Source organism: Streptomyces sp. 3214.6, from assembly GCF_900129855.1.
In the GTDB taxonomy this organism is placed as follows: Bacteria; Actinomycetota; Actinomycetes; order Streptomycetales; family Streptomycetaceae; genus Streptomyces; species Streptomyces soliscabiei.
Genome location: NZ_LT670819.1, coordinates 4,475,617 through 4,497,753 on the forward strand (window position 1 = coordinate 4,475,617; position 22,137 = coordinate 4,497,753).

Consider the following 22,137-nt stretch of genomic DNA (forward strand, 5'->3'; position numbering starts at 1 on the left):
GCCGTTTGAACTGGGAAGGGGTGAGCGGATCTACGAAACCACCGCCGGATCGGGCGACTTGGACGCCGTTCCCGCGTTGTCTTCGTCACCTACGGCGATGCCGCGCCGCTTGGACACGTACACCGCGACCACGATGACGGCGAGCGCGAGGACCGCGATCACGATCCGCACGCCGACGCTCTTGTCGTCGCCGTAGCTGAACTTGATCACCGCGGGCGCGATGAGCAGCGCCACCAGGTTCATGACCTTCAGCAGCGGGTTGATCGCGGGACCGGCGGTGTCCTTGAACGGGTCGCCGACCGTGTCCCCGATCACCGTGGCCGCATGGGCCTCGCTGCCCTTGCCTCCGTGGTGACCGTCCTCGACGAGTTTCTTGGCGTTGTCCCACGCGCCGCCGGAGTTCGCGAGGAACACCGCCATCAGCGTGCCCGAGCCGATCGCGCCCGCCAGGAACGCGCCGAGCGCACCGACACCGAGCGTGAACCCGATGAAGATCGGCGCCATGACAGCTAGGAGTCCGGGGGTGGCGAGCTCGCGCAGGGCATCCCGGGTACAGATGTCGACGACCTTGCCGTACTCCGGCTCCTCGCTGTAGTCCATGATCCCGGGGTGCTCGCGGAACTGCCGCCGCACCTCGTACACCACGGAACCCGCCGACCGCGACACCGCGTTGATCGCCAGCCCCGAGAAGAGGAAGACGACCGCCGCGCCCGCGATGAGGCCGACGAGGTTGTTGGGCTGCGAGATGTCCATCATCAGGCTCATCGGCGCGCCGGCCCCGGAGAGCTTCTCGCCGACGTCCTGCGCGCCGGTCGTGATCGCGTCCCGGTAAGACCCGAAGAGCGCCGACGCCGCCAGCACGGCGGTGGCGATGGCGATGCCCTTGGTGATGGCCTTGGTGGTGTTGCCGACGGCGTCGAGGTTGGTGAGCACCTGCGCACCCGCGCCTTCGACGTCGCCGGACATCTCGGCGATGCCTTGTGCGTTGTCGGAGACCGGCCCGAAGGTGTCCATCGCGACGATCACACCGACCGTGGTGAGCAGACCGGTGCCGGCCAGCGCCACCGCGAACAGCGCGAGCATGATCGACGTACCGCCGAGCAGAAACGCACCGTACACGCCCAGCCCGATCAACAGGGCGGTGTAGACGGCCGATTCGAGCCCGACGGAGATCCCGGCGAGGACTACGGTGGCGGGGCCGGTCAGCGACGACTTGCCGATGTCGCGCACCGGGCGGCGGGTGGTCTCGGTGAAGTAGCCGGTCAACTGCTGGATGACGGCGGCCAGGAGGATGCCGATCGCGACCGCGACGAGGGCGAGGACGCGCGGGTCGCCGCTCTTGCCCTGGATCGCGGCGTCGGTGACACCGTCGAGGTCGGCGTACTTGCCGGGCAGGTAGACGAAGACCGCGACGGCCACCAGCACCAGCGAGATCACCGCGGAGATGAAGAAGCCCCGGTTGATCGCGGACATGCCGCTGCGGTCGGCGCGACGCGGGGCTACCGCGAAGATGCCGACCATGGCGGTGAGCACGCCGATCGCGGGCACGAGCAGCGGGAAGGCAAGCCCGGCGTCCCCGAAGGCCACCTTGCCGAGGATCAGCGCGGCGACCAGGGTCACGGCGTACGACTCGAAGAGGTCGGCCGCCATGCCCGCGCAGTCGCCGACGTTGTCGCCCACATTGTCGGCGATGGTCGCGGCATTGCGCGGGTCGTCCTCCGGAATGCCCTGCTCGACCTTGCCGACCAGGTCGGCGCCGACGTCGGCGGCCTTGGTGAAGATGCCGCCGCCGACCCTCATGAACATGGCGATGAGGGCCGCACCGAGTCCGAAGCCCTCCAGCACCTTCGGCGCGTCGGCCGCGTACACCAGCACCACGCAGGCGGCGCCGAGCAGACCGAGCCCCACCGTGAACATGCCGACGACGCCGCCCGTACGGAATGCGATCTTCATTGCCTTGTGCGAGACGGTGGTGAGATCCTTTTCGGGTTCTCCTTCTGCCGGCGTCGCTTCTCGGGCCGCCGCGGCGACGCGCACATTACTGCGCACGGCGAGCCACATGCCGATATAACCGGTGGCCGCGGAGAACGCCGCGCCGATCAGGAAGAAGATCGATCGTCCGGCGCGCTGTTTCCAGTCGTCCGCGGGCAGAAGCATGAGCAGGAAGAACACCACGACGGCGAAAACGCCGAGTGTGCGCAACTGCCTGGCCAGATAGGCGTTGGCGCCTTCCTGGACCGCCGCCGCGATCTTCTTCATGCTGTCGGTGCCCTCGCCGGCCGCGAGCACTTGACGCAGTAGCACGCCCGCGACCACGAGCGCAGCCAGCGCCACGACCGCGATGACCACCACGAGCAGGCGGTTGCCGTCGGTCAGCACGGCGGCTGCGAGGGTTGTGGGGTGGTCCAACCGCTGAGGGGTAGAAAGCCCCGCCATTCGTCCTCCTTGACGCTTGGGCTGAGCTCAAGATGTGGACGGATTGTAGGTACCGCAACCTGATCAAAACAGTGCGCGGTAAACGGAATTCGCCGTCGCACGCAAAACCCGCACGATCGCGTGCGGTAATGCCTTCAAGGCATTGTCGTTCGTGAATTGGTTCACGATATTCGTGGCGAAGATTCACTCGTCAAGATTCACTCCGCCAAGATTCACGCACTTCACTCACCGAGATTCCAAGATTAACTTCACGGAACCACTGTAAGCGCGGTCTTCAAGGTCCGCACATGCCGAAGGGCCCTACGAGGTAGGGCCCTTCGGGTGAACCGTTGCGCGTGACTCGGTCGGCCGGAGTCAGGCCAGCGTCGCGGCAGCCGACGCGCTCGGCCAGGTCATGCGGATGAGTCCGCCGTGTTCCCCGGCGGTGACCTCGACGTCGTCGACGAGGCCGCTGATGACCGCGAGGCCCATCTCGTCCTCCTCGGTCTCCGCGTCGGCCTCCCCGCCGGAGCCGGGCACCCGGTCGCCGGGAGCCGAACGCGGCGCCTCGTCGCCGACCTCGATGGAGAACTGCTTCTCCTCCTCGATCAGCAGCACCTTCACGGGCGCGGTGATGCCGCCGCTCTGGTGCAGTCCGACGGCACGGGTGCAGGCCTCGCCGACGGCGAGCCTCACCTCGTCGAGGACGGCCTCGTCCACTCCGGCCCTGCGCGCCACCGCTGCCGCCACCAGTCGGGCGGTCCTGACGTGCTCGGGCAGCGCGCTGAAGCGGAGTTCAACGGTGGCCATGCGTCCCCCTCGGAACTACGGGCGTGCTGTCGGGGGGCCGGACCACCGAAGCCCGGCCCCCCATGTTGTTCGACCAGCCGTGCCCGGGCCGCGCTCGGCGGCCCGGGACGGAGTGGTCAGTCGGTGGCAGCGACCGCTTCGTCGACCGAGGTGTGAATCGGGAACACCTTGGTCAGACCAGTGATGCGGAAGATCTTCAAAATACGCTCCTGGTTGCAGACCAGCCGGAGCGAGCCCTCATGGGCACGCACCCGCTTCAGTCCGCCGACCAGCACGCCGAGCCCGGTGGAGTCGAGGAAGTCCACGCCCTCCATGTCGACGACGAGGTGGAAATTGCCGTCGTTCACCAGCTCGACCAGCTGCTCGCGCAACTTGGGCGCGGTATATACGTCGATTTCGCCACCGACCTCGACGACCGTACGATCGCCGACGGTACGGGTCGACAGGGACAGGTCCACGGATCCTCCAGCACCTTGCTATCGAGCGGTCGCCCCTCGGGACACCTGGGCAGGAGCCCCCGGGACGGTACGCCAGCCGCGATGGCATTCAATCACTTACCGGCAGGCGTGCACGACGCCTTGGCTCCATTGTCCGTCACGCCAGTGACACACTCGGTGCCGATGGCCAAGAATCACCGATCCGATCGAACCTCGCCCGAGGCCGCGCCGCGCCTGTCTCCGGGCGCGATCCTGGACCGGCTCGCCCCGGGGCCGAACCGGGCGTCGCGCATCACTCATACGGAGCACTTGCCCCCGCGTGCGGGCCGCCATGCCGTCTGGCCCGACCGGATTCGTTCTGAGGTCATCGCGGCCGTGCAGGCCTGCGGCATCGAACACCCCTGGGCCCACCAGGCCCGCGTCGCCGAGCACGCCCTGGACGGCGACTCGGTGGTCGTCGCCACGGGCACCGCCTCCGGCAAGTCCCTGGCCTACCTCGTACCGGTCCTCTCGGCCCTCCTGGACGGCTCCGAGGCCCCGAACGGCCGCGGGGCCACCACGCTCTACCTCGCCCCCACGAAGGCCCTGGCGGCCGATCAGTGCCGCTCTGTGAAGGAACTTTCACAACCTCTCGGCAACGCCGTACGGCCGGCCGTGTACGACGGCGACACTCCGTTCGAGGAACGGGAGTGGATCCGCCAGTACGCCAACTACGTCCTGACCAATCCGGACATGCTGCACCGGGGCATCCTGCCGTCCCACCCCCGCTGGTCCTCCTTCCTGAAGTCTCTGAAGTACGTCGTCATCGACGAGTGCCACACCTACCGCGGCGTGTTCGGCTCGCACGTCGCCCAGGTGCTTCGCCGACTGCGCCGACTGTGCGCCCGCTACGGCGCCTCGCCGGTCTTCCTGCTGGCCTCCGCGACGGCCGCCGAGCCCGCGGTGGCCGCCGGCCGGCTCACCGGCCTCCCGGTGGTCGAGGTCGCCGACGACGCCTCACCCCGCGGTGAACTGGTGTTCGCCCTCTGGGAGCCTCCTCTCACCGAGATGCTGGGCGAGAAGGGCGCGCCCGTCCGGCGTACCGCCACCGCCGAGACCGCCGACCTGCTGACCGACCTCGCCGTCCAGGGCGTGCGCACCGTCGCCTTCGTCCGCTCCCGGCGCGGCGCCGAGCTGATCTCGGTGATCGCCCAGGAGCGCCTCACAGAGGTCGACCGCTCACTCGCCCGGCGTGTCGCGGCATACCGCGGCGGCTACCTCCCCGAGGAGCGGCGCGCCCTGGAGCAGGCCCTGCACTCGGGCGAACTCCTCGGTCTGGCCGCCACGACCGCCCTGGAACTCGGCATCGACGTCTCCGGTCTGGACGCCGTCCTCATCGCCGGCTACCCGGGCACGCGCGCGTCCCTGTGGCAGCAGGCGGGCCGGGCCGGCCGCTCCGGGCAGGGGGCGCTGGCGGTGCTGATCGCCCGGGACGACCCCCTGGACACCTTCCTGGTCCACCACCCGGAGGCGCTGTTCGACCGCCCCGTCGAGTCGACGGTCCTCGACCCCGACAACCCCTACGTCCTCGCCCCGCACCTGTGCGCGGCGGCCGCTGAACTCCCGCTGACCGACGAGGACCTGCCCCTGTTCGGCCCCGAGACCGAGGCGCTGCTGCCGCAGCTGGAGGCCACGAAGCTGCTGCGCCGCCGCACCAGGGCCTGGCACTGGACGCGCCGGGAACGGGCGGCCGACCTGGCGGACATCCGCGGCGAGGGCGGCCGACCGGTCCAGGTCGTCGAGTCCGGCACGGGCCGACTGCTCGGCACGGTCGACGCGGGCGCCTCCCACACGACCGTCCACGAGGGCGCGGTCCACCTCCACCAGGGCCGCACGTACCTCGTGCGTTCCCTGGACCTGGAGGACTCCGTCGCCCTGGTCGAGGAGGCCAACCCGTCGTACTCGACGGTCGCCCGCGACACGACGTCGATCTCCGTCCTGGAGACGGACCTCGAAATCCCCTGGGGCCAGGGCCGGTTGTGCTACGGCTCGGTCGAAGTCACCAACCAGGTCGTCTCCTTCCTGCGTCGACGTGTCATCACCGGTGAAGTCCTGGGCGAGTCGAAGCTCGACCTCCCTCCTCGTACGTTGCGCACCCGCGCGGTGTGGTGGACGGTCACCGAGGACCAGTTGGACGCCGCCCGGATCAACCCCGAGATCCTCGGCGGGGCCCTGCACGCCGCCGAACACGCCTCGATCGGCATGCTGCCCCTGTTCGCGACCTGCGACCGCTGGGACATCGGCGGCGTGTCGGTCCCGCTTCACCCCGACACGCTGCTGCCGACGGTCTTCGTCTATGACGGCCATCCCGGCGGCGCGGGCTTCGCGGAGCGCGCCTTCCACACCGCCCGCGCCTGGCTGACCGCCACCCGTCAGGCCATCGCCTCCTGCGAGTGCGACGCCGGCTGCCCGTCCTGCATCCAGTCCCCCAAGTGTGGCAACGGCAACGACCCGCTGCACAAAAAGGGAGCCGTACGCCTGCTCACGGAACTGCTGCGGGAGGCTCCCGAGGAGAAGGCCGAGACGGGGGAACATGAGGCGAAAGGGACACGGGGGACCCGGGAGCCGTAGGGGGCACAGGGGACGGGCCCGGCGGCGCCGGCGGCACCGCGTCCGCCGGGCCCGCCCGCGCCCTGACCTCGGCCGCGAACAGTCCCCGTCCCGACGCCGCCGTCACGTCCGAGATCTCGCCGACGACGGCGCACCGCACCAGTCGCGCGCCCTGTGCCCGGGCCACCCGGTCCGCCCGGGCACAGGCCTGCTCGACGCCGTCCGGCCAGTGGTCGGCTGCCGCGAGCGCCGCGAGGTCGGCGCCGCCCGCGGCCCGGTGCCGGGCCACCACGGCCTGGCCGAGGGCGAGCACGGCCCCGAACACCACACACAGCACGGCGATCGCACCGACGCTCCACACGCTGGCGGAGCCGCGGTCCCCACGCCCACGGCGCCCGCGACGGCCACGGCCCTTCATGACCCCGTCTCCGCGCCCGGCGCCGCTCCCACGGCCTCCTCCGCCGCCGCCACGGCCTCTTCCCGCACCTCGAAGGGCAGCATCCCTCGCAGCACCGGCGGCTTCGCCACGACCACCACGCGGACCTGGTCGCCCTCGCGGCCGACCGTCACCTGAGCCCCGCGCGGCGCCGTCTCACGGGTCACCTTCAGGACCACGTCGGCGGGGTCCTGCCGGGCCGCCGCCCGAGCGCCGGTCCTGGCCGCGTCCACACACTGGATCTGAACGGCCATCGCGAGCAGCCCCCACACCAGCGCCAGCGCGAACGCCGCCAGCACCGGCAGCGCGACGGCCGACTCCGCCGTCACGAACCCCCGGTCCCCGCCGAACGCCCGTCGGCCCGCGCGCCGGGGCTCTGGCCGAGGCTCACGCGCCCGCACTGAGCGCCCGTTTCACGATGTCCTGGAGCTGGGCGTCGACCGCGTCGCTCGTCACCACCTGGTAGAGGAGCACCGCGAATCCCACGGCCGCCACGATCCCCATCGCGTACTCGGACGTCACCATCCCCGCGTCCTTGCGCGTCGCACGCGCCCTGCACACCAGGGCGCACATCCGCGCCCGCATTGCCTTGTACATCTCAACCCCCGTGAGGTTCAGTCGTGTTGGTCTGTCGTGTTGGTCTGTCGTGTCGGTCTGTCGTGTCGGTCTGTCGTGTCGGTCTGTCGTGTCGGTCTGTCGTGTCGGTCTGTCGTGTCGGTCTGTCGTGTTGATCCGTTGCGTTGATCTGCGTCTCGCGCCGCTGCTGTCCCCGCGTCACTGCTGTTCTCGCGTCACTGCTGTTCTCGCGTTACTGCTGTTCTCGCGTTACTCCCGTTTCGGCGTTCGCCGGTATCGCGCCGTCATCGCCCACCCCCTTCCAGAACGCCGCCCGCGAGCCCGATCACGATGGGCAGCACGCCGATCGTGATGAAAGCGGGCAGAAAGCACAGGCCCACCGGCGCGGTGACCATGACGGCCGCCCGGCGCGCCCGCGCCGTCGCGGCACGCGCCCACTCGGCGCGGGTGTCGGCGGCGAGTCGCGCGACGGGTCCGGCCGCCGGCAGCCCCGACACATCGGCCCGCTCCAGCAACCGGGCCAGGGCCGCCGAGCCCGGCAGCGAGGCCAGTCGCCGCCACGCTGTGCCCGGTTCACCGCCCAGCCGTACCTCTGCGGCACCCTTCGCCAGTCCCTCCCCTACGGGACCGCCCAGAGCCTCGCCCACGGCCTGCGCCGCGATGACCGGACCGGCGCCGGCCGCGATGCATGCGGCCAGCAGGTCGGCGGCGAGCGGGAGTTGCCGCGCGGCGAGCCTGGCGTCGGCCTCGCTCACCGCCCCCGCCGCCTGTTGCCGGCGACGCCAGCGGCCGAGCCCCACCGCGCCGATCAGCCCGAGCAGGAGACCGGCGACACCGCCGACCACCACCCATCCGGCGCCCACCACCGACACCTCGGGAAGCCATCGCCGTACGGCCTCCCGCACGGGCGAGGTCCGGACCTCCGCCGCCGTCTCCGCGGCCAGCAGCTCGGCCAGGCGCCGCCGTGCCCTGCGTTCGCGTCGCACGGTCTCCAGCCACCGCCCCAGCCACCAGAGGACCGCCGCGATCCCCACGGCCGCCCCCAGCCTGTGGACAACTTCCGCACTCATGCCACCTCCGTCCATGTCACCCATCCGTCATCGCCGCCGTCCACGCCGTCCACGCCGTCCGCCCGCCCCGTCACGTCGCCTCCGCGGTGCGTACGATCCGCAGCGCCCACCACATCCCCGCGGCCTCCAGCACACCGCCGACGAGCAGGCAGCCCAGCCCCGCTCCGGTGTGCAGCAGGACGCGCAGCGGATCGGCGCCGAGCGCGGCCCCCAGCAGGAGGCCCAGGACCGGCAGGCCGGCGAGCATCACCACCGTGGCCCGCGGGCCCGCCAACTGAGCGCGCAGATCGGCCCGTTGGTCGCGTTCCGCACGCAGCGCCTCTTCGAGACGGTCGAGTCCGGCCGCCAGGCCCGCGCCCTGGTCCACGGCCACCCGCCAGCAAGCGGCGAGCCCCAACAGCCCGTCGGCCCCCGGTTGCCGGGCAGCGACGGAGAGAGCCTTGGGTACGTCCCCACCGAACCGCGCCGCCGCCAGCACCGGCGCCTGCGCCGCGCCCAGCCCTCCGGAGTCCCGCGCGGCCCGCTGCAACGCCTCCCCGGGCTGCCGGCCGGCGAGCACCTCCCCGGCCAGTGCCGCACACAGCGCGATCACCGCGTCTCCTCGGCTCTCTCCGGCCCGTCGTTCCTGGGCGGCCCGCCGCGCCCGGCGCAGCAGCGGGACCCCGGCCGCCCCCGCGAGGACCGGCAGCACCGAGCCGCCCAGCACCGCCAGGACCAGTCCGGCCACCGGCGCCCACCACTCCGGCCGCCACCGTCCCCGGAGCCTGAGCAGTTCGCCGGTCAGGCACCGCCACGACGGGGGACCGCTGCCGACCACCCCGCCTCCGGCCAGCAGCAGCTGCGCCCGCCTGGCCCCCGAGTAGGGTCCGCCCAGCAGCCAGGCCGCCGCCCCGGCACAGGCCACCGCCGCGGCCATCGGCACCTCACTCATCCCACTCACCCGTGCCTTCGTCGTTCTCGTCGCTCAGCAGCTCCCGCAGCCGCTCCCAGCCCCGTTCGCGGGCGAAGGCGTCCGCCCGCCACCGCAGGGCCGGTACGGTCCGCACGAGCCCTGACGGGTCCCGTTCCAACACGTGCACCTCGGCGATCCGCCGCCGCCCGGCCGGGTCGCGTACGAGGTGCAGGACCACCGACAGGGCGGCCGCCAACTGGCTGTGTAGCGCCGCCCGGTCGAGCCCGGCCGCCGTGCCGAGCGCCTCCAGCCGGGCGGGGACGTCCGCGGCGGCGTTGGCGTGGACCGTGCCGCAGCCGCCCTCATGGCCCGTGTTGAGCGCGGCCAGCAGGTGGACGACCTCCGGCCCGCGCACCTCGCCCACGACGAGCCGATCGGGCCGCATCCGCAGGGCCTGCCGCACCAGGTCCTCGAGCGTGACGAGCCCCGCTCCCTCCTGGTTGGCGGGTCTGGTCTCCAGGCGGACGACGTGCGGATGATCCGGGCGCAGCTCCGCCGAGTCCTCCGCGAGCACGATCCGCTCCCCCGGCCCGACCATGCCGAGCAGCGCGCTCAGCAGGGTTGTCTTGCCGCTGCCGGTGCCGCCGCTGACCAGGAAGGACAGCCGTGCCCGCACCAGGGCCCGCAACACCCGGTCGCCGCCCGGCGGAACGGTGCCAGCGGCCACCAGTTCGTCGAGCGTGAACGCGCGCGGCCGTACGACGCGCAGTGCCAGGCAGGTGCAGCCGACGGCGACCGGGGGCAGCACGGCGTGCAGTCGTGTCCCGTCGGGCAGCCTGGCGTCGGCCCAGGGCCGGGCGTCGTCCAGGCGCCGTCCGGCCACGGCGGCCAGGCGCTGTGCGAGGCGTCGTACGGCCGCGGCGTCGGGGAAGGAGACGCCGGTCAGTTCCAGGCCGCCGCCCCGGTCGACCCAGACCCGATCCGGGGCCGACACCAGCACGTCGGTCACCCGGGGGTCGGTGAGCAGCGGCTCGAGGGGCCCGCTGCCGATCAGTTCGGAGCGCAGTTGCTCGGCCGCTCCGAGGACTTCCGCGTCGCCGAGGACCCGCCCCTGTTCGCGCAGCGCCTGGGCCACGCGCGCGGGTGTCGGCTCTGCCCCGCTCTCGGCGAGCCACTGCCGTACGCCGTCGAGCAGGGTCCCGGACGCCCGGATGCGTTCAAGCCCGAGCGGGGTGTTCATGAGCCACCCGCCTCGGTCAGCGCGCGCTCCCAGAACTCCTTGCAGAAGCGGGCGAGGGGCCCGCGTGCGCTCGCGCCCGGCGGTGCCTTGCCGCCGTCCGGGCGCAGCAGTGCCGACTCGACGGGCACCTCACCGGCCAGTGGCAGTCCGAGCAGCCGGGCCACCTCACTGTCGTCGAGGCCGGGCGCGTAGGGGCCGCGCACCGCCACCCGCAGGTCGCGCAGGACCATGCCGACGGCGGAGGCCACGCGTCCACCCGCCGCGACGGCGCGCAGTTCGGCGGGGACCACCAGGAGCCCGAGGTCGAGTTGGGCCAGGACCTCGGCGACTGCGTCGTCGACGCGGCGCGGCAGGTCGACGACGACGGTGCCGCCCCTGCGCCGGGCCGCCGCGAGCACCGCGCGCACGGCCTGGGGCGCGATGGCGACACAGTCGCCCCGGTCCCAGCTCAGCACCCGCAGCGAGTGCAGGCTCGGCAGGGACTCCTCTAGAGCGCCGCCGCCGACCCGGCCGCGCGAGGCCGCGAACGCGGGCCAGCGCAGGCCTTCCGCGCTTTCGCCGCCGAGGAGTACGTCGAGTCCGCCGCCCAGTGGATCGGCGTCCACCAGGAGGCTGCGCAGCCCCTCGCGCGCGGAGGTGACGGCGAGGGCGCACGCGAGCGTGGACGCTCCGGCGCCGCCGCGGCCGCCGATGACGCCAACGGTGAGCGCGGGCCTGCCGACTCCTTCGGCGACGTCGGCGATGCGGTCGACCAGCCATTGTTCGCCGTCGGGGAGCATCAGGACGTGGTCGGCGCCGATCTCCACGGCGCGCTGCCACACCCCGGAGTCGTCCTGGTCGCGTCCGACGAGGACCACTCCTCGTCTGCGGGCGGCCCCGCGCACCCGGCGTGCCGCGTCGTCGCCGACGAGGATGAGCGGCGCGGACTCCCAGCCGCCCCGCTGGTGCGGCACCGAGTGGTGCACCTCGGGTGTGGCACCGGCCGCGGCGCACAGGCGCAGCAGGTCGTCGAGGAGTTCCGCGTCCTCCGTGACGATCAGTGGCTTGCCCGGCCGGCCTCCGGCGGTGGGCGGCGGGTCGTGTGTGACGGCTCCGGTCACGATTTCCATCCCCCTTCGCTGCGGGTCGCGCAGTCCCTGCGGCCCCGCGATTCCCAAACGTGTGAAGAACCGCATCCGGTCTCCATATGAACGGCCGGCAGAAACCGACCGCACACGTCCGGCAAACGGAACCGGTCATGTGAAGTCGGCACGAGCGGACGTGTCGGAATCACGGTGCAGCGAACCCGGAAATCGTGTGGATCTTGGTGGAAAACTGTGGATGAGTGGGCTGTTGTGAATATCGCCATCACCCACACCGGTGAGCCCTGCATCAGCCTGTGTACAACTCCCACAGAGCAGCCCGACGACTACGCACAGTGAAGATAGGCGGGCATGCGAAAGAGGCGGCCGGAGCCGCCTCGGTGCGGCGCCACGACCGCATACAGAAGGAGAAAACCCACCCGGACATGCGACGACCCCCGCCGGGGGGGAGAGCGGGGGTCGTCTCCACGGCCGACTCGGGGGGGGAGGAGCCGGACCGGGTTAGCACGGTCGCGAACGATCCGTGACTTCCATGGTGTACCCGAGAGCCCTCTCAGGCAAACCCACACGCCCACCTTACGCCGAATGGGCTGCCCCTATGCTCTTGCTTGTGGAAAACCACTCCTTGCCTCGCACAGCTGCCTTCTTTGACCTGGACAAGACGGTCATTGCGAAGTCGAGCACGCTCACCTTCAGCAAGTCGTTCTACCAAGGCGGCCTGATCAACCGCAGGGCCGCCTTGCGGACCGCATATGCCCAGTTCGTCTTCCTCGTGGGCGGTATGGACCATGACCAGATGGAGCGGACCCGCGAGTACTTGTCCGCCCTCGTGCGCGGCTGGAACGTCCAGCAGGTGAAGGAGATCGTCGCCGAGACCCTTCACGACCTGATCGACCCGCTCATCTACGACGAGGCGGCCTCCCTGATCGAGGAGCACCACACCGCCGGCCGTGACGTCGTCATCGTGTCCACGTCCGGCGCCGAGGTGGTCGAGCCGATCGGCGAACTGCTGGGCGCGGACCGCGTGGTCGCCACCCGGATGGTCGTGGGCGAGGACGGCTGTTTCACCGGCGAGGTGGAGTACTACGCCTACGGGCCGACGAAGGCGGAGGCGGTCAAGGGGCTGGCGGAGTCCGAGGGATACGACCTCTCACGCTGCTACGCGTACAGCGACTCGGCGACGGACCTGCCCATGCTGCAGGCCGTGGGGCACCCGCACGCGGTGAACCCGGACCGGGCCCTGCGCCGCGAGGCCGTCGCGCGTGGCTGGCCGATTCTCGACTTCCACCGGCCGGTGCGCCTCAAGCAGCGCATCCCCAGGTTCTCCGTACCGCCCCGCCCCGCGCTCGTCGCGGCCGCGGCCATAGGCGCGGCGGCGGCCACCGCGGGTCTCGTCTGGTACGCCAGCCGGCGTCGAGCGGCAACGCTGCCCGTTTAAAACCCGTTTGGACGCAAAAGCAAAGAACTGGTGCCGCCACTTCCGCTTGTCCGGGTCCTGGAGTACAAAGGAGTTAACGGCCCGCGAGACCAAGGACATCCGAGAGGATCACCTTAATAACGCATTTGGCCCCACGGACCGCGCATGACCACTGGGCACCCACGCGACGTCGACCCGTCGATTACGGGCCAGCCGCACCAGGTCACGGGCGAAGTTCCCGGCCTGATGGGCAACATATCGAGGACGCTTGGTAACCGGGTGAGCATGCCAGCGGCGGTACGAGGACTCGTACCGCCGCAACCCTTTGTGAGGCCCCTGCGCGGGGGCCTTTCTCATGGCTTTGCGGTGGATTTTCCGTGACCGTGCTCAACGCGCGCGTGGAGTCCTATGCCGCCCCGCGTTGCAGTGCCTCGCAGACCGCCGTCGACTCGCGGGCGCCCAGCTCGACCGCCCTCCCGCAGTGCGTGATCCAGGCCGCCATGCCGTCCGGGGTACCGGAGACATAACCGTCGAGTGCGGCCAGATAGGCCGCCCGCCCCAGCTCCGCGTGCCCCACCTCGGCGGGGCAGACCGACTTGGGGTCGAGGCCGCTGCCGATGAGCACGATGCGCTCGGCGGCCCGCGCGACCAGGCCGTTGTGGGACGTGAAGGGGCGCAGGGCCAGCAGCTCGCCGTGCACGACGGCGGCCGTCACCAGGGCGGGAGCGGACCCTCCCGCGATGATCAGCTCGGACAGCCCTTCCAGGCGTCCGGCCAGCTCGGCAGCGCTGGGCAACGAAAGCTCGACCAGCGGCTCGTCGACCACCTCGCCGGACTGCCGCGGACGTCCGACCTCGTCATCGTTGCTCGCCGCGGCCACCAGGTGCAGCCGCGCCAGCACGCGCAGCGGCGACTGCCTCCAGATGGACAGCAGCTGGCCCGCCTCGGCGGTCAGCCGCAGAGCGGCGCCCATGACCCGCGCCTCGTCGTCGACGCCGAAGTCGGTGCGCCGGCGCACCTCTTCCAGCGCCCAGTCCGCCCCGGAGAGCGCCGCCGAGCCGCGGGCGCCGCGCAGGGCCGCCTCGGAGGTGATCTCGGTGCTGCGGCGGCGCATGACCCGGTGGCCGTAAACCCGGTCCACGGCCTTGCGCACGGACTCCACGGACTCGGCCACACCGGGCAACGAGCCCAGGGCCGCAAGCGGATCGGCGGACGCGCCTGTCGTACTCATGAGTACGACATTACGCACCCCGGGCGCGCGCCCCACGAAGGAGTGGTCTTCTTCACGCCCGCCTGCCACATACAGCTATCACCCCACTACCCTTGGTGAACATGAAAATTGCTTTCGTCGGGAAGGGCGGCAGCGGCAAGACCACCCTGTCCTCCCTGTTCATCCGCCACCTCGCCGCCACCGGCGCCCCCGTGATCGCGGTCGACGCGGACATCAACCAGCATCTGGGGCCCGCCCTCGGCCTGGACGAGGCGGCGGCCGCCGCACTGCCCGCGATGGGCGACCGGCTGTCACTCATCAAGAACTACTTGCGCGGCTCCAACCCCCGCGTCACCTCCGCCGAGACGATGATCAAGACGACACCGCCCGGCGAGGGCTCCCGGCTGCTGCGGGTGCGCGAGAACAACCTGGTGTACGACGCCTTGGCCCGGCCGGTGGAACTCGACGGCGGCGCCGTCCGTTTGATGGTCACGGGCCCCTTCACGGACGCCGACCTGGGGGTCTCCTGCTACCACTCCAAGACGGGAGCGGTGGAGCTGTGCCTGAACCACCTGGTGGACGGGCGTGACGAGTACGTCGTGGTCGACATGACGGCGGGCTCGGACTCCTTCGCCTCCGGCATGTTCACCCGCTTCGACGTCACGTTCCTCGTCGCCGAGCCGACCCGGAAGGGGGTCTCCGTCTATCGCCAGTACAAGGAGTACGCCCGCGACTTCGGCGTCGAGCTGAAGGTCGTCGGCAACAAGGTGCAGGGCCAGGACGACATCGACTTCCTCCGCGCCGAGGTCGGGGCCGACCTGCTCGTGACGGTCGGGCACTCCGACTGGGTACGCGCCATGGAGAAGGGCCGGCCGCCCCGGTTCGAGCTCCTGGAGGACACCAACCGCCACGCCCTGCGCCTGTTGCGGACGACCGTCGACTCGGCGTACGAGCGGCGCGACTGGAAGCGCTACACACGGCAGATGGTGCACTTCCATCTGAAGAACGCCGAGTCCTGGGGCAACGAACGCACCGGGGCCGACCTGGCGGCGCAGGTCGACCCCGGGTTCGTCCTCACCGAAGCGGTCACGGCCTCGTGTGACGGCTGCGTGACCGCTACCGCCTGACCGCCGGTGCCCCCGGCGCGCCCTTCGGTGCCGGGGCGGGGCCGCCGGGCAGGAAGGACGCCCAGCCCTGCTTCGGGGCCTCGCCGACCTCCAGCGTGCGCAGCCTGGCCAGGGTCTGCGGGTCCTGGGCGTCCAGCCAGTCGGCCAGCTGGCGGAAGGAAACGCAGCGCACGTCCGGTTTGTTGCAGACCTTCTCGACGACCTCCTCGATGGCGCGCATGTACGTGCCGCCGTTCCAGGACTCGAAGTGGTTGCCGATGATCAGCGGGGCGCGGTTGCCGTCATAGGCCCGGTCGAAGCCCTTGAGCAGGCCGTCCCGCATCTGGTCGCCCCAGAACCCGTACTTGTCGGGGTCGCCCTGGGTGGCGGTGCCGGACTGGTTGACCATGAAGTTGTAGTCCATGGTGAGCTGCTCGTAGGTGTGGCCGGGGAAGGGCACGAGTTGCATCGACAGGTCCCACAGGCCCTCCTTCTTGCCGGGCCAGACCTGGTTGTCGACGCCGCTGGTGTCGTAGCGGAAGCCCAGCTCGCGGGCGGCCCTCATGAAGTTCCTCTGGCCTTCCAGACAGGGGGTGCGGGCGCCGACGAGTTCCTTGTCGTAGTCGAAGGGCAGCGGAGCGGCGTTCTTCATGCCGGTGTTGCTCTTCCAGGTCTTCACGAACTGCTTGGCCTGGGCGATCTCGTCCTTCCACTCCTCGACCGACCACTCGCCGACGCCGCCGTTCTTCCCGCAGAAGTGGCCGTTGAAGTGGGTGCCGATCTCGTTGCCCTCCAGCCACGCCAGGCGCAGCTGCTTCACGGTGTCGGCGATGCCCTGCTCGTCGTTGAATCCGATGTCGGAGCGGCCCGGCGAGTGCTGCGGCGGCTTGTACAGGTCGGCCTTCTCCTCCGGCAGCATGTACACGCCGCTGAGGAAGTACGTCATCGTCGCGTGGTTGGCCTTGGACACCTTGCGGAAGTGGGAGAACAGCCGCTGGCTGTCCTCGCCCGCGCCGTCCCAGGAGAAGACCACGAACTGCGGCGGCTTCTCGCCCGGCTTCAGACGCTCCGGTCGCGGCAGGTGGGGCTGTGCCCCGGTGTAGGCGGTGGAGCCGTCGCCGATCAGGCGGACCGCGCTCTTGGGCGCCGGGGCGGGCTTCGCCTGCTGCGGGCCCGGTACCCCCGGCTTGGAACCATGGGAACCGTCGGTTCCCGTCGCGCAACCGGCGAGCGATGCGGCGACAGCCGCTGCGACCACTGCGCCCGCGGCGATCCTCTGGGTGGCGGCCATCCGGCGCCCACCTTCTTCCTTCTCTCGGCCAACGCCGACGAGGGCGTTCTCTGATGACGCGCCGGAACGAGCCGGCGGCGTCGTCAAGGTCGCACGAGACCGAGAAGGAATTAGTACGACAAGCCGATAAAAGGACCGCTTCACCCTTGCGAGTGATTAACTGCCCCATTTGCCACAAAAATCCATGCTTGACCTTTACTCTGCATTACGATTCGTTTACCGAGCGTTGATTTTCATCCCGCCGCTGCACGCCGTGACCCACGGCCGCGACCGCCCCCGCCACAGCCGGGGGACCCCCAGTTCCGCGACCGCGCTGCCCCGGAGGAGACGGGAAACATGTCTGCCTGCGCCCCCACCCGCACTGCCCACTCGACGCGCACCGAGCGCACCCACTCACCCCACAGCCCCCCACCGGCCCCGCACCGCCGCTTCCGCATCGCGGGCGCCGACCTGTCCGCCTCGATCGCGGTCTTCCTGATCGCCCTGCCCCTGTCCCTCGGCATCGCCCTCGCCACCGGCGCCCCTCTCCAGGCCGGCCTTGTCGCCGCTGCCATCGGAGGGATCGTGGCCGGCTGGGCAGGCGGTTCACCACTCCAGGTCAGCGGCCCCGCAGCGGGCCTGACCGTCGTCACCGCCGACCTCATCCAGCGCTACGGCTGGCGGACGACATGCGCCATCACCGTCCTCGCCGGACTCGCCCAACTGGGCCTCGGCTGTCTGCGCGTGGCGCGCACCGCCCTCGCCGTCAGCCCCGCCATCGTGCACGGCATGCTCGCCGGCATCGGCGTCACCATCGCCGTCGCCCAAGTGCACATCGTCCTCGGCGGCAGCCCCCAGAGCTCCGTCCTCGACAACCTCCGCGCCCTGCCCGCCCAGTTGGCCCGACTGCAGCCCGCGGCCGTGGCCGTGAGCGCACTGACCCTGACCCTGCTGCTGCTCTGGCCGCGCATCCCCGGCCGGCTGGGCCGTCTGCTGCACCACGTGCCGGCCGCGCTCGTCGCCGTCACGGGCGCCACCGCGACCGCCGCGCTCACCGGCCTCACCCTGCCCAAGGTCGACCTGCCCTCCTGGAGCAGCCACGCCCTGGCCGGGCTGCCCGACGGGCCGGTGCTCGGGATCGCCGCCGCCGTCCTCACCACCACCCTGGTGTGCAGCGTGCAGTCACTGCTCGGCGCGATCGCCGTGGACAAGCTGATCGCCTCGCGCCCCGGTCTGCTCGGCTCCCGCTCCACCCGCGTCGGCCGCTCGGACCTGGACCGCGAGCTGCTCGGTCAGGGGGCGGCCAACATCGTCTCCGGCGCACTCGGCGGACTGCCGGTGGCAGGTGTGGCCGTGCGCAGTTCGGCAAATGTCCAAGCCGGTGCCGTGAGCCGGAACTCCACGATGCTGCACGGCGTTCTCGTAGTAGTCGCCGCGCTGCTGATGGTCCCGATCCTGGATCTCATCCCGCTCGCCTCACTCGCCGCCCTGGTGATGGCCGTCGGCATCCAGATGGTGTCCCTGCACCACATTCGCACGGTGACGCGCCACCGAGAGGTGCTGGTGTACGCCGTCACCACCCTCGGCGTGGTGCTCCTCGGCGTCCTGGAGGGCGTCATGCTCGGCATCGCCGTGGCCGTAGCCGTCGCCCTGCACCGCCTTACGCGCACCCGCATCACGCACTACGAGAAGGAAGGAGTCCATCACGTACACGTACGAGGCCAGTTGACGTTCCTCGCCGTGCCGCGGCTCAGCCGCATGCTGCACCTCGTGCCCCAAGGCACCCAGGTCGTGGTCGAGTTGGACGGCTCCTTCATGGATCACGCGGCGTACGAGTCCCTGCAGGACTGGCAGAAGGCGCACACCGCGCACGGTGGCTCCGTGGAGCTGACCGGCCGCCGCACCGGCACGGCGCTCGGCACCGGAGCCGCATTCGAGCCACACGTCGATACCGACACCGACACCGACATCGACACCGGCACCGGCACCGGCACCGGCAGGGGTGACGGCTCCAGAGCCGAGGAGAGCGAGTCGACCGCTCCCCGAGGTCTCGGCCAGGTTCCCACCGCAGACACCGCCATCGCCGACTGCCGGTGCCGCCCCTGGACGCCGTGGCGCAACCACCAGTGCGAGGTGCCACGGGAAATGACGACGACAGCGGCGCCCCGGCCGCCCATGACGGCGGACTCCACGGACACGCCGAGCTCGACAGAGCCGCCGGACACGGCCCAGAGGAAGAGAAAGGAGAGGACCGAGCCCGAGGAGACAACCGAGCTCGCCGGACATGCCGGTCAGGCCACGCACGCCGGGCATGCTGGGCACGCCGAGAGCGCCCAGCACGTCGAGCAGACCATGAACGCCGAGCTTGCCGGTCATGCCGGGCACACCGAGAACCCCAAGCACGCCGGGCCTGCCGGGCCTGCCGGGCCTGCCGGGCCTGCCGGGCCTGCCGGGCCGAGTGGACATCAACTGGTGCGTGGCATCAGCGCGTTCCAGCGCAACACCGCGCCGCTGGTACGGGGCGAGCTGGCGCGGCTGGCGCGGGAGGGGCAGCAGCCCACCCAGCTCTTCCTCACCTGCGCCGACTCACGACTGGTCACCTCGATGATCACTTCCAGTGGTCCCGGCGATCTGTTCGTGGTCCGCAACGTGGGCAACCTCGTGCCCCCACCCGGCGAGGAGAGCGGGGACGACTCGGTGGGGGCGGCCATCGAGTATGCGGTGGACGTGCTGAAGGTGCGGTCCATCACGGTGTGCGGGCACTCCGGGTGCGGTGCCATGCAGGCGCTGCTCGCCTCCGAACCCGGCGGCCCCCGGACCCCGCTGAAGCGGTGGCTTCGGCACGGCTTGCCCAGCCTGGAGCGGATGGGCGACGACAGCCGCCCCTGGGCCCGGCTGGCCGGGCGGGCACCGGCGGACGCGGGCGAGCAGCTCTGCCTGACCAACGTGGTACAGCAGTTGGAGCACCTGCGGGCCCATGAGTCGGTGGCCCGAGCCCTGCGGGCCGGGGCGTTGGAGCTGCACGGGCTGTACTTCCACGTGGGCGAGGCACAGACGTACCTGCTCACCGGAGGGAACGGCGGCGAGCTGTTCGACCATGTGGGAGTGACGGACCTGACGGCGTGACGACGGGCGGCGTCCGCCGAACCCCTCTCCTCGGCCGGCGCCGCCCAAACCCAAGCCCAACCCTCAACCCCGCCCCCACCCACGCCCACACACCCTCACCCCCCACGCACACGCACACGCACACGCACACCCGCACACGCACCCGCACCCGCACCCGCACCGGGGAACGGGTGTGAAAGGCGTTACACCGGCTGAACTCCGATCGGTCGCCGTCCGTGGGTATCAATGGCCCCGGGTACCGGTTACCGCTGCCCCGGACGCCCACCAACAGGTCTAAACCAATTTTTCGTCGGCCCTTGTCACCGGGCCCCTGGGTCTGATGAGCTGTGGCCTGGGACACAACGGACACGGACACCCTTCGAGAGGGAGATGTCGTGAGCAACGAAAGCCTGGCCAACCTGCTGAAGGAAGAGCGCAGGTTCGCGCCGCCCGCCGAGCTGGCGGCCGACGCCAACGTCACGGCGGAGGCGTACGAACAGGCCAAGGCTGACAGGCTCGGCTTCTGGGCCGAGCAGGCCCGCCGACTGACCTGGGCCAAGGAGCCGACGGAGACGCTGGACTGGTCGAACCCGCCGTTCGCCAAGTGGTTCAAGGACGGCGAGCTCAACGTCGCCTACAACTGCGTCGACCGGCATGTCGAGGCCGGGCACGGCGACCGGGTCGCCATCCACTTCGAGGGCGAGCCCGGCGACAGCCGCGCCATCACCTACGCCGAGCTCAAGGACGAGGTGTCCAAGGCCGCAGGCGCCCTGCTGGAACTGGGAGTTCGCAAGGGCGACCGGGTCGCGGTCTACATGCCGATGATCCCGGAGACGGCGATCGCGATGCTGGCGTGTGCCCGGATCGGCGCCGCGCACTCCGTCGTCTTCGGCGGTTTCTCGGCGGACGCGCTGGCCACCCGGATCCAGGACGCGGACGCCAAGGTCGTCATCACGTCCGACGGCGGCTACCGGCGCGGCAAGCCGTCCGCGCTGAAGCCGGCCGTCGACGACGCGGTCGCGCGCGTGGACAACGTCGAGCATGTGCTGGTGGTCCGGCGTACCGGCCAGGAGGTCGCCTGGGACGACAGCCGTGACGTCTGGTGGCACGAGATCGTGGAACGGCAGTCCACCGAGCACACGCCCGAGGCGTTCGAGGCCGAGCACCCGCTGTTCATCCTCTACACCTCCGGAACCACGGGGAAGCCGAAGGGCATCCTGCACACCTCCGGCGGCTACCTCACGCAGGCCGCGTACACGCACCACGCCGTCTTCGACCTCAAGCCGGAGACCGACGTCTACTGGTGCACCGCCGACGTCGGGTGGGTGACCGGGCACTCGTACATCGTGTACGGCCCGCTGGCCAACGGCGCGACGCAGGTCATGTACGAGGGCACGCCCGACACCCCGCACCAGGGCCGCTTCTGGGAGATCGTGCAGAAGTACGGGGTGACGATCCTGTACACGGCGCCGACGGCCATCCGTACGTTCATGAAGTGGGGCGACGACATCCCCGCGAAGTTCGATCTCTCCTCCCTCCGCGTGCTCGGCTCGGTCGGTGAACCGATCAACCCCGAGGCCTGGATCTGGTACCGCAAGCACATCGGCGCCGACCGGACCCCCATCGTCGACACCTGGTGGCAGACCGAGACGGGCGCGATGATGATCTCGCCGCTGCCCGGCGTCACCGAGACCAAGCCCGGTTCCGCGCAGACTCCGCTGCCCGGCATCTCCGCGACCGTCGTCGACGACGAGGCGAACGAGGTGCCGAACGGCGGAGGCGGTTACCTGGTCCTCACCGAGCCGTGGCCGTCGATGCTGCGCACCATCTGGGGGGACGACCAGCGGTTCCTCGACACCTACTGGTCCCGCTTCGAAGGCAAGTACTTCGCCGGGGACGGCGCGAAGAAGGACGACGACGGGGACATCTGGCTCCTCGGGCGCGTGGATGACGTCATGCTCGTCTCGGGGCACAACATCTCCACCACGGAGGTCGAGTCGGCCCTCGTCTCCCACCCGTCCGTCGCCGAGGCGGCCGTGGTGGGCGCCGCCGACGAGACGACCGGGCAGGCCATCGTCGCTTTCGTCATCCTGCGCGGCACGGCGAACGCGGAGGACGAGAGCCTCGTCGCCGATCTGCGCAACCACGTCGGCGCCACGCTCGGGCCCATCGCCAAGCCGAAGCGGGTCCTGCCGGTCGCGGAGCTGCCGAAGACCCGCTCCGGCAAGATCATGCGTCGGCTGCTGCGGGACGTCGCGGAGAACCGCCAGCTCGGTGACGTCACCACGCTGACCGACTCCACGGTCATGGACCTCATCCAGTCGAAGCTCCCGGCAGCGCCGAGCGAGGACTGACAAGGGCCGAGCGAGGACTGAGTACGTCGTTGCAGGGCACCCGGTGGCAGATGCGCGCCGGGTGCCCTTTTCGCACCTAACGTAGGAATCACCGGATTCCTCCCAGCGCACTTTAGGTAGACTAAACA

17 protein-coding genes are annotated in these 22,137 nt (G+C 70.9%); 5 read left to right on the forward strand and 12 right to left on the reverse strand.

Annotated features, from left to right (window positions below):
- Positions 1–30: 30 nt before the first annotated feature.
- From B5557_RS20075 to bldG, 3 genes are all read right to left on the reverse strand, one after another.
- Positions 31–2,436, reverse strand: coding sequence for a sodium-translocating pyrophosphatase (locus B5557_RS20075; protein ID WP_079660771.1), 2,406 nt, complete (start codon positions 2,434–2,436; stop codon positions 31–33).
- A gap of 354 nt (positions 2,437–2,790) precedes the next feature.
- Positions 2,791–3,225, reverse strand: coding sequence for an ATP-binding protein (locus B5557_RS20080; RefSeq protein ID WP_079660772.1), 435 nt, complete (start codon positions 3,223–3,225; stop codon positions 2,791–2,793).
- Between the two features lie 116 nt (positions 3,226–3,341).
- Positions 3,342–3,683 (reverse strand): anti-sigma factor antagonist BldG, encoded by a 342-nt coding sequence (gene bldG, locus B5557_RS20085; protein WP_009189842.1) that lies wholly within the window; start codon positions 3,681–3,683, stop codon positions 3,342–3,344.
- 81 nt (positions 3,684–3,764) lie between these two features.
- Here bldG and B5557_RS20090 point away from each other — a divergent pair, with 81 nt between their 5' ends.
- Positions 3,765–6,272 (forward strand): DEAD/DEAH box helicase, encoded by a 2,508-nt coding sequence (locus B5557_RS20090; protein ID WP_079660773.1) that lies wholly within the window; start codon positions 3,765–3,767, stop codon positions 6,270–6,272.
- On the opposite strand, the gene B5557_RS20095 is transcribed toward B5557_RS20090, so the two are convergent.
- The 7 genes from B5557_RS20095 to ssd form a co-directional block, all read right to left on the reverse strand.
- Complete coding sequence (locus tag B5557_RS20095) at positions 6,184–6,669, reverse strand: Rv3654c family TadE-like protein (RefSeq protein ID WP_079660774.1); 486 nt, start codon at positions 6,667–6,669, stop codon at positions 6,184–6,186. The genes B5557_RS20090 and B5557_RS20095 overlap by 89 nt on opposite strands.
- Positions 6,666–7,016: a TadE family type IV pilus minor pilin gene (locus tag B5557_RS20100; RefSeq protein WP_079664887.1), complete on the reverse strand. Its 351-nt coding sequence runs from the start codon at positions 7,014–7,016 to the stop codon at positions 6,666–6,668. Before B5557_RS20100 ends, B5557_RS20095 begins: the two co-directional genes overlap by 4 nt.
- Positions 7,017–7,074: 58 nt before the next feature.
- The gene (locus B5557_RS20105) at positions 7,075–7,284 is read right to left on the reverse strand and encodes a DUF4244 domain-containing protein (RefSeq protein ID WP_079660775.1); all 210 of its coding nucleotides are present in this window, start codon (positions 7,282–7,284) and stop codon (positions 7,075–7,077) included.
- A 263-nt stretch (positions 7,285–7,547) separates the two neighbouring features.
- Positions 7,548–8,333: a type II secretion system F family protein gene (locus B5557_RS20110; RefSeq protein WP_079660776.1), complete on the reverse strand. Its 786-nt coding sequence runs from the start codon at positions 8,331–8,333 to the stop codon at positions 7,548–7,550.
- Between the two features lie 70 nt (positions 8,334–8,403).
- Entirely contained in the window at positions 8,404–9,264 is an 861-nt protein-coding gene (locus B5557_RS20115) for a type II secretion system F family protein (RefSeq protein ID WP_079660777.1), read from the reverse strand.
- Positions 9,257–10,465 carry a TadA family conjugal transfer-associated ATPase gene (locus B5557_RS20120; protein WP_079660778.1) on the reverse strand — a complete coding sequence of 403 codons (1,209 nt, stop codon included), beginning with the start codon at positions 10,463–10,465 and terminating at the stop codon, positions 9,257–9,259. The genes B5557_RS20115 and B5557_RS20120 overlap by 8 nt, the downstream gene beginning before the upstream one ends.
- Positions 10,462–11,574, reverse strand: a complete 1,113-nt coding sequence (gene ssd / locus B5557_RS20125) for a septum site-determining protein Ssd (protein ID WP_079660779.1) — start codon at positions 11,572–11,574, stop codon at positions 10,462–10,464. Before ssd ends, B5557_RS20120 begins: the two co-directional genes overlap by 4 nt.
- 571 nt (positions 11,575–12,145) lie before the next feature.
- On the opposite strand from ssd, the gene B5557_RS20130 reads away from it, so the two are divergent.
- Positions 12,146–12,985: an HAD family hydrolase gene (locus tag B5557_RS20130; protein WP_079660780.1), complete on the forward strand. Its 840-nt coding sequence runs from the start codon at positions 12,146–12,148 to the stop codon at positions 12,983–12,985.
- Between the two features lie 385 nt (positions 12,986–13,370).
- Here B5557_RS20130 and B5557_RS20135 read toward each other — a convergent pair whose 3' ends face one another.
- Positions 13,371–14,195 carry a Fic family protein gene (locus B5557_RS20135; protein WP_079660781.1) on the reverse strand — a complete coding sequence of 275 codons (825 nt, stop codon included), beginning with the start codon at positions 14,193–14,195 and terminating at the stop codon, positions 13,371–13,373.
- Between the two features lie 101 nt (positions 14,196–14,296).
- Between B5557_RS20135 and B5557_RS20140 the strand changes: the two genes are divergently transcribed.
- On the forward strand, positions 14,297–15,301 hold the full coding sequence (locus B5557_RS20140; RefSeq protein WP_079660782.1) for an ATP-binding protein: 1,005 nt from the start codon (positions 14,297–14,299) through the stop codon (positions 15,299–15,301).
- Here B5557_RS20140 and B5557_RS20145 read toward each other — a convergent pair.
- Positions 15,291–16,571 (reverse strand): hypothetical protein, encoded by a 1,281-nt coding sequence (locus tag B5557_RS20145; protein ID WP_079660783.1) that lies wholly within the window; start codon positions 16,569–16,571, stop codon positions 15,291–15,293. The genes B5557_RS20140 and B5557_RS20145 overlap by 11 nt on opposite strands.
- 336 nt (positions 16,572–16,907) lie before the next feature.
- Between B5557_RS20145 and B5557_RS20150 the strand changes: the two genes are divergently transcribed.
- Together B5557_RS20150 and acs are read left to right on the forward strand one after the other, a co-directional pair.
- Positions 16,908–19,676, forward strand: a complete 2,769-nt coding sequence (locus B5557_RS20150; RefSeq protein WP_079660784.1) for a bifunctional SulP family inorganic anion transporter/carbonic anhydrase — start codon at positions 16,908–16,910, stop codon at positions 19,674–19,676.
- 374 nt (positions 19,677–20,050) lie between these two features.
- On the forward strand, positions 20,051–22,009 hold the full coding sequence (gene acs, locus B5557_RS20155) for an acetate--CoA ligase (RefSeq protein WP_079660785.1): 1,959 nt from the start codon (positions 20,051–20,053) through the stop codon (positions 22,007–22,009).
- Positions 22,010–22,137 lie beyond the last annotated feature (128 nt).

Coding starts and splice junctions, on each gene's coding strand:
- B5557_RS20075 (WP_079660771.1), bottom strand. CDS start 2,436: ATGGCGGGGCTTTCTACCCCTCAGCGGTTGGACCACCCCACAACCCTC.
- B5557_RS20080 (WP_079660772.1), bottom strand. CDS start 3,225: ATGGCCACCGTTGAACTCCGCTTCAGCGCGCTGCCCGAGCACGTCAGG.
- B5557_RS20090 (WP_079660773.1), top strand. CDS start 3,765: ATGGCATTCAATCACTTACCGGCAGGCGTGCACGACGCCTTGGCTCCA.
- B5557_RS20095 (WP_079660774.1), bottom strand. CDS start 6,669: ATGAAGGGCCGTGGCCGTCGCGGGCGCCGTGGGCGTGGGGACCGCGGC.
- B5557_RS20105 (WP_079660775.1), bottom strand. CDS start 7,284: ATGTACAAGGCAATGCGGGCGCGGATGTGCGCCCTGGTGTGCAGGGCG.
- B5557_RS20110 (WP_079660776.1), bottom strand. CDS start 8,333: ATGAGTGCGGAAGTTGTCCACAGGCTGGGGGCGGCCGTGGGGATCGCG.
- B5557_RS20115 (WP_079660777.1), bottom strand. CDS start 9,264: ATGAGTGAGGTGCCGATGGCCGCGGCGGTGGCCTGTGCCGGGGCGGCG.
- B5557_RS20120 (WP_079660778.1), bottom strand. CDS start 10,465: ATGAACACCCCGCTCGGGCTTGAACGCATCCGGGCGTCCGGGACCCTG.
- ssd (WP_079660779.1), bottom strand. CDS start 11,574: ATGGAAATCGTGACCGGAGCCGTCACACACGACCCGCCGCCCACCGCC.
- B5557_RS20130 (WP_079660780.1), top strand. CDS start 12,146: ATGCTCTTGCTTGTGGAAAACCACTCCTTGCCTCGCACAGCTGCCTTC.
- B5557_RS20135 (WP_079660781.1), bottom strand. CDS start 14,195: ATGAGTACGACAGGCGCGTCCGCCGATCCGCTTGCGGCCCTGGGCTCG.
- B5557_RS20140 (WP_079660782.1), top strand. CDS start 14,297: ATGAAAATTGCTTTCGTCGGGAAGGGCGGCAGCGGCAAGACCACCCTG.
- B5557_RS20145 (WP_079660783.1), bottom strand. CDS start 16,571: ATGGCCGCCACCCAGAGGATCGCCGCGGGCGCAGTGGTCGCAGCGGCT.
- B5557_RS20150 (WP_079660784.1), top strand. CDS start 16,908: ATGTCTGCCTGCGCCCCCACCCGCACTGCCCACTCGACGCGCACCGAG.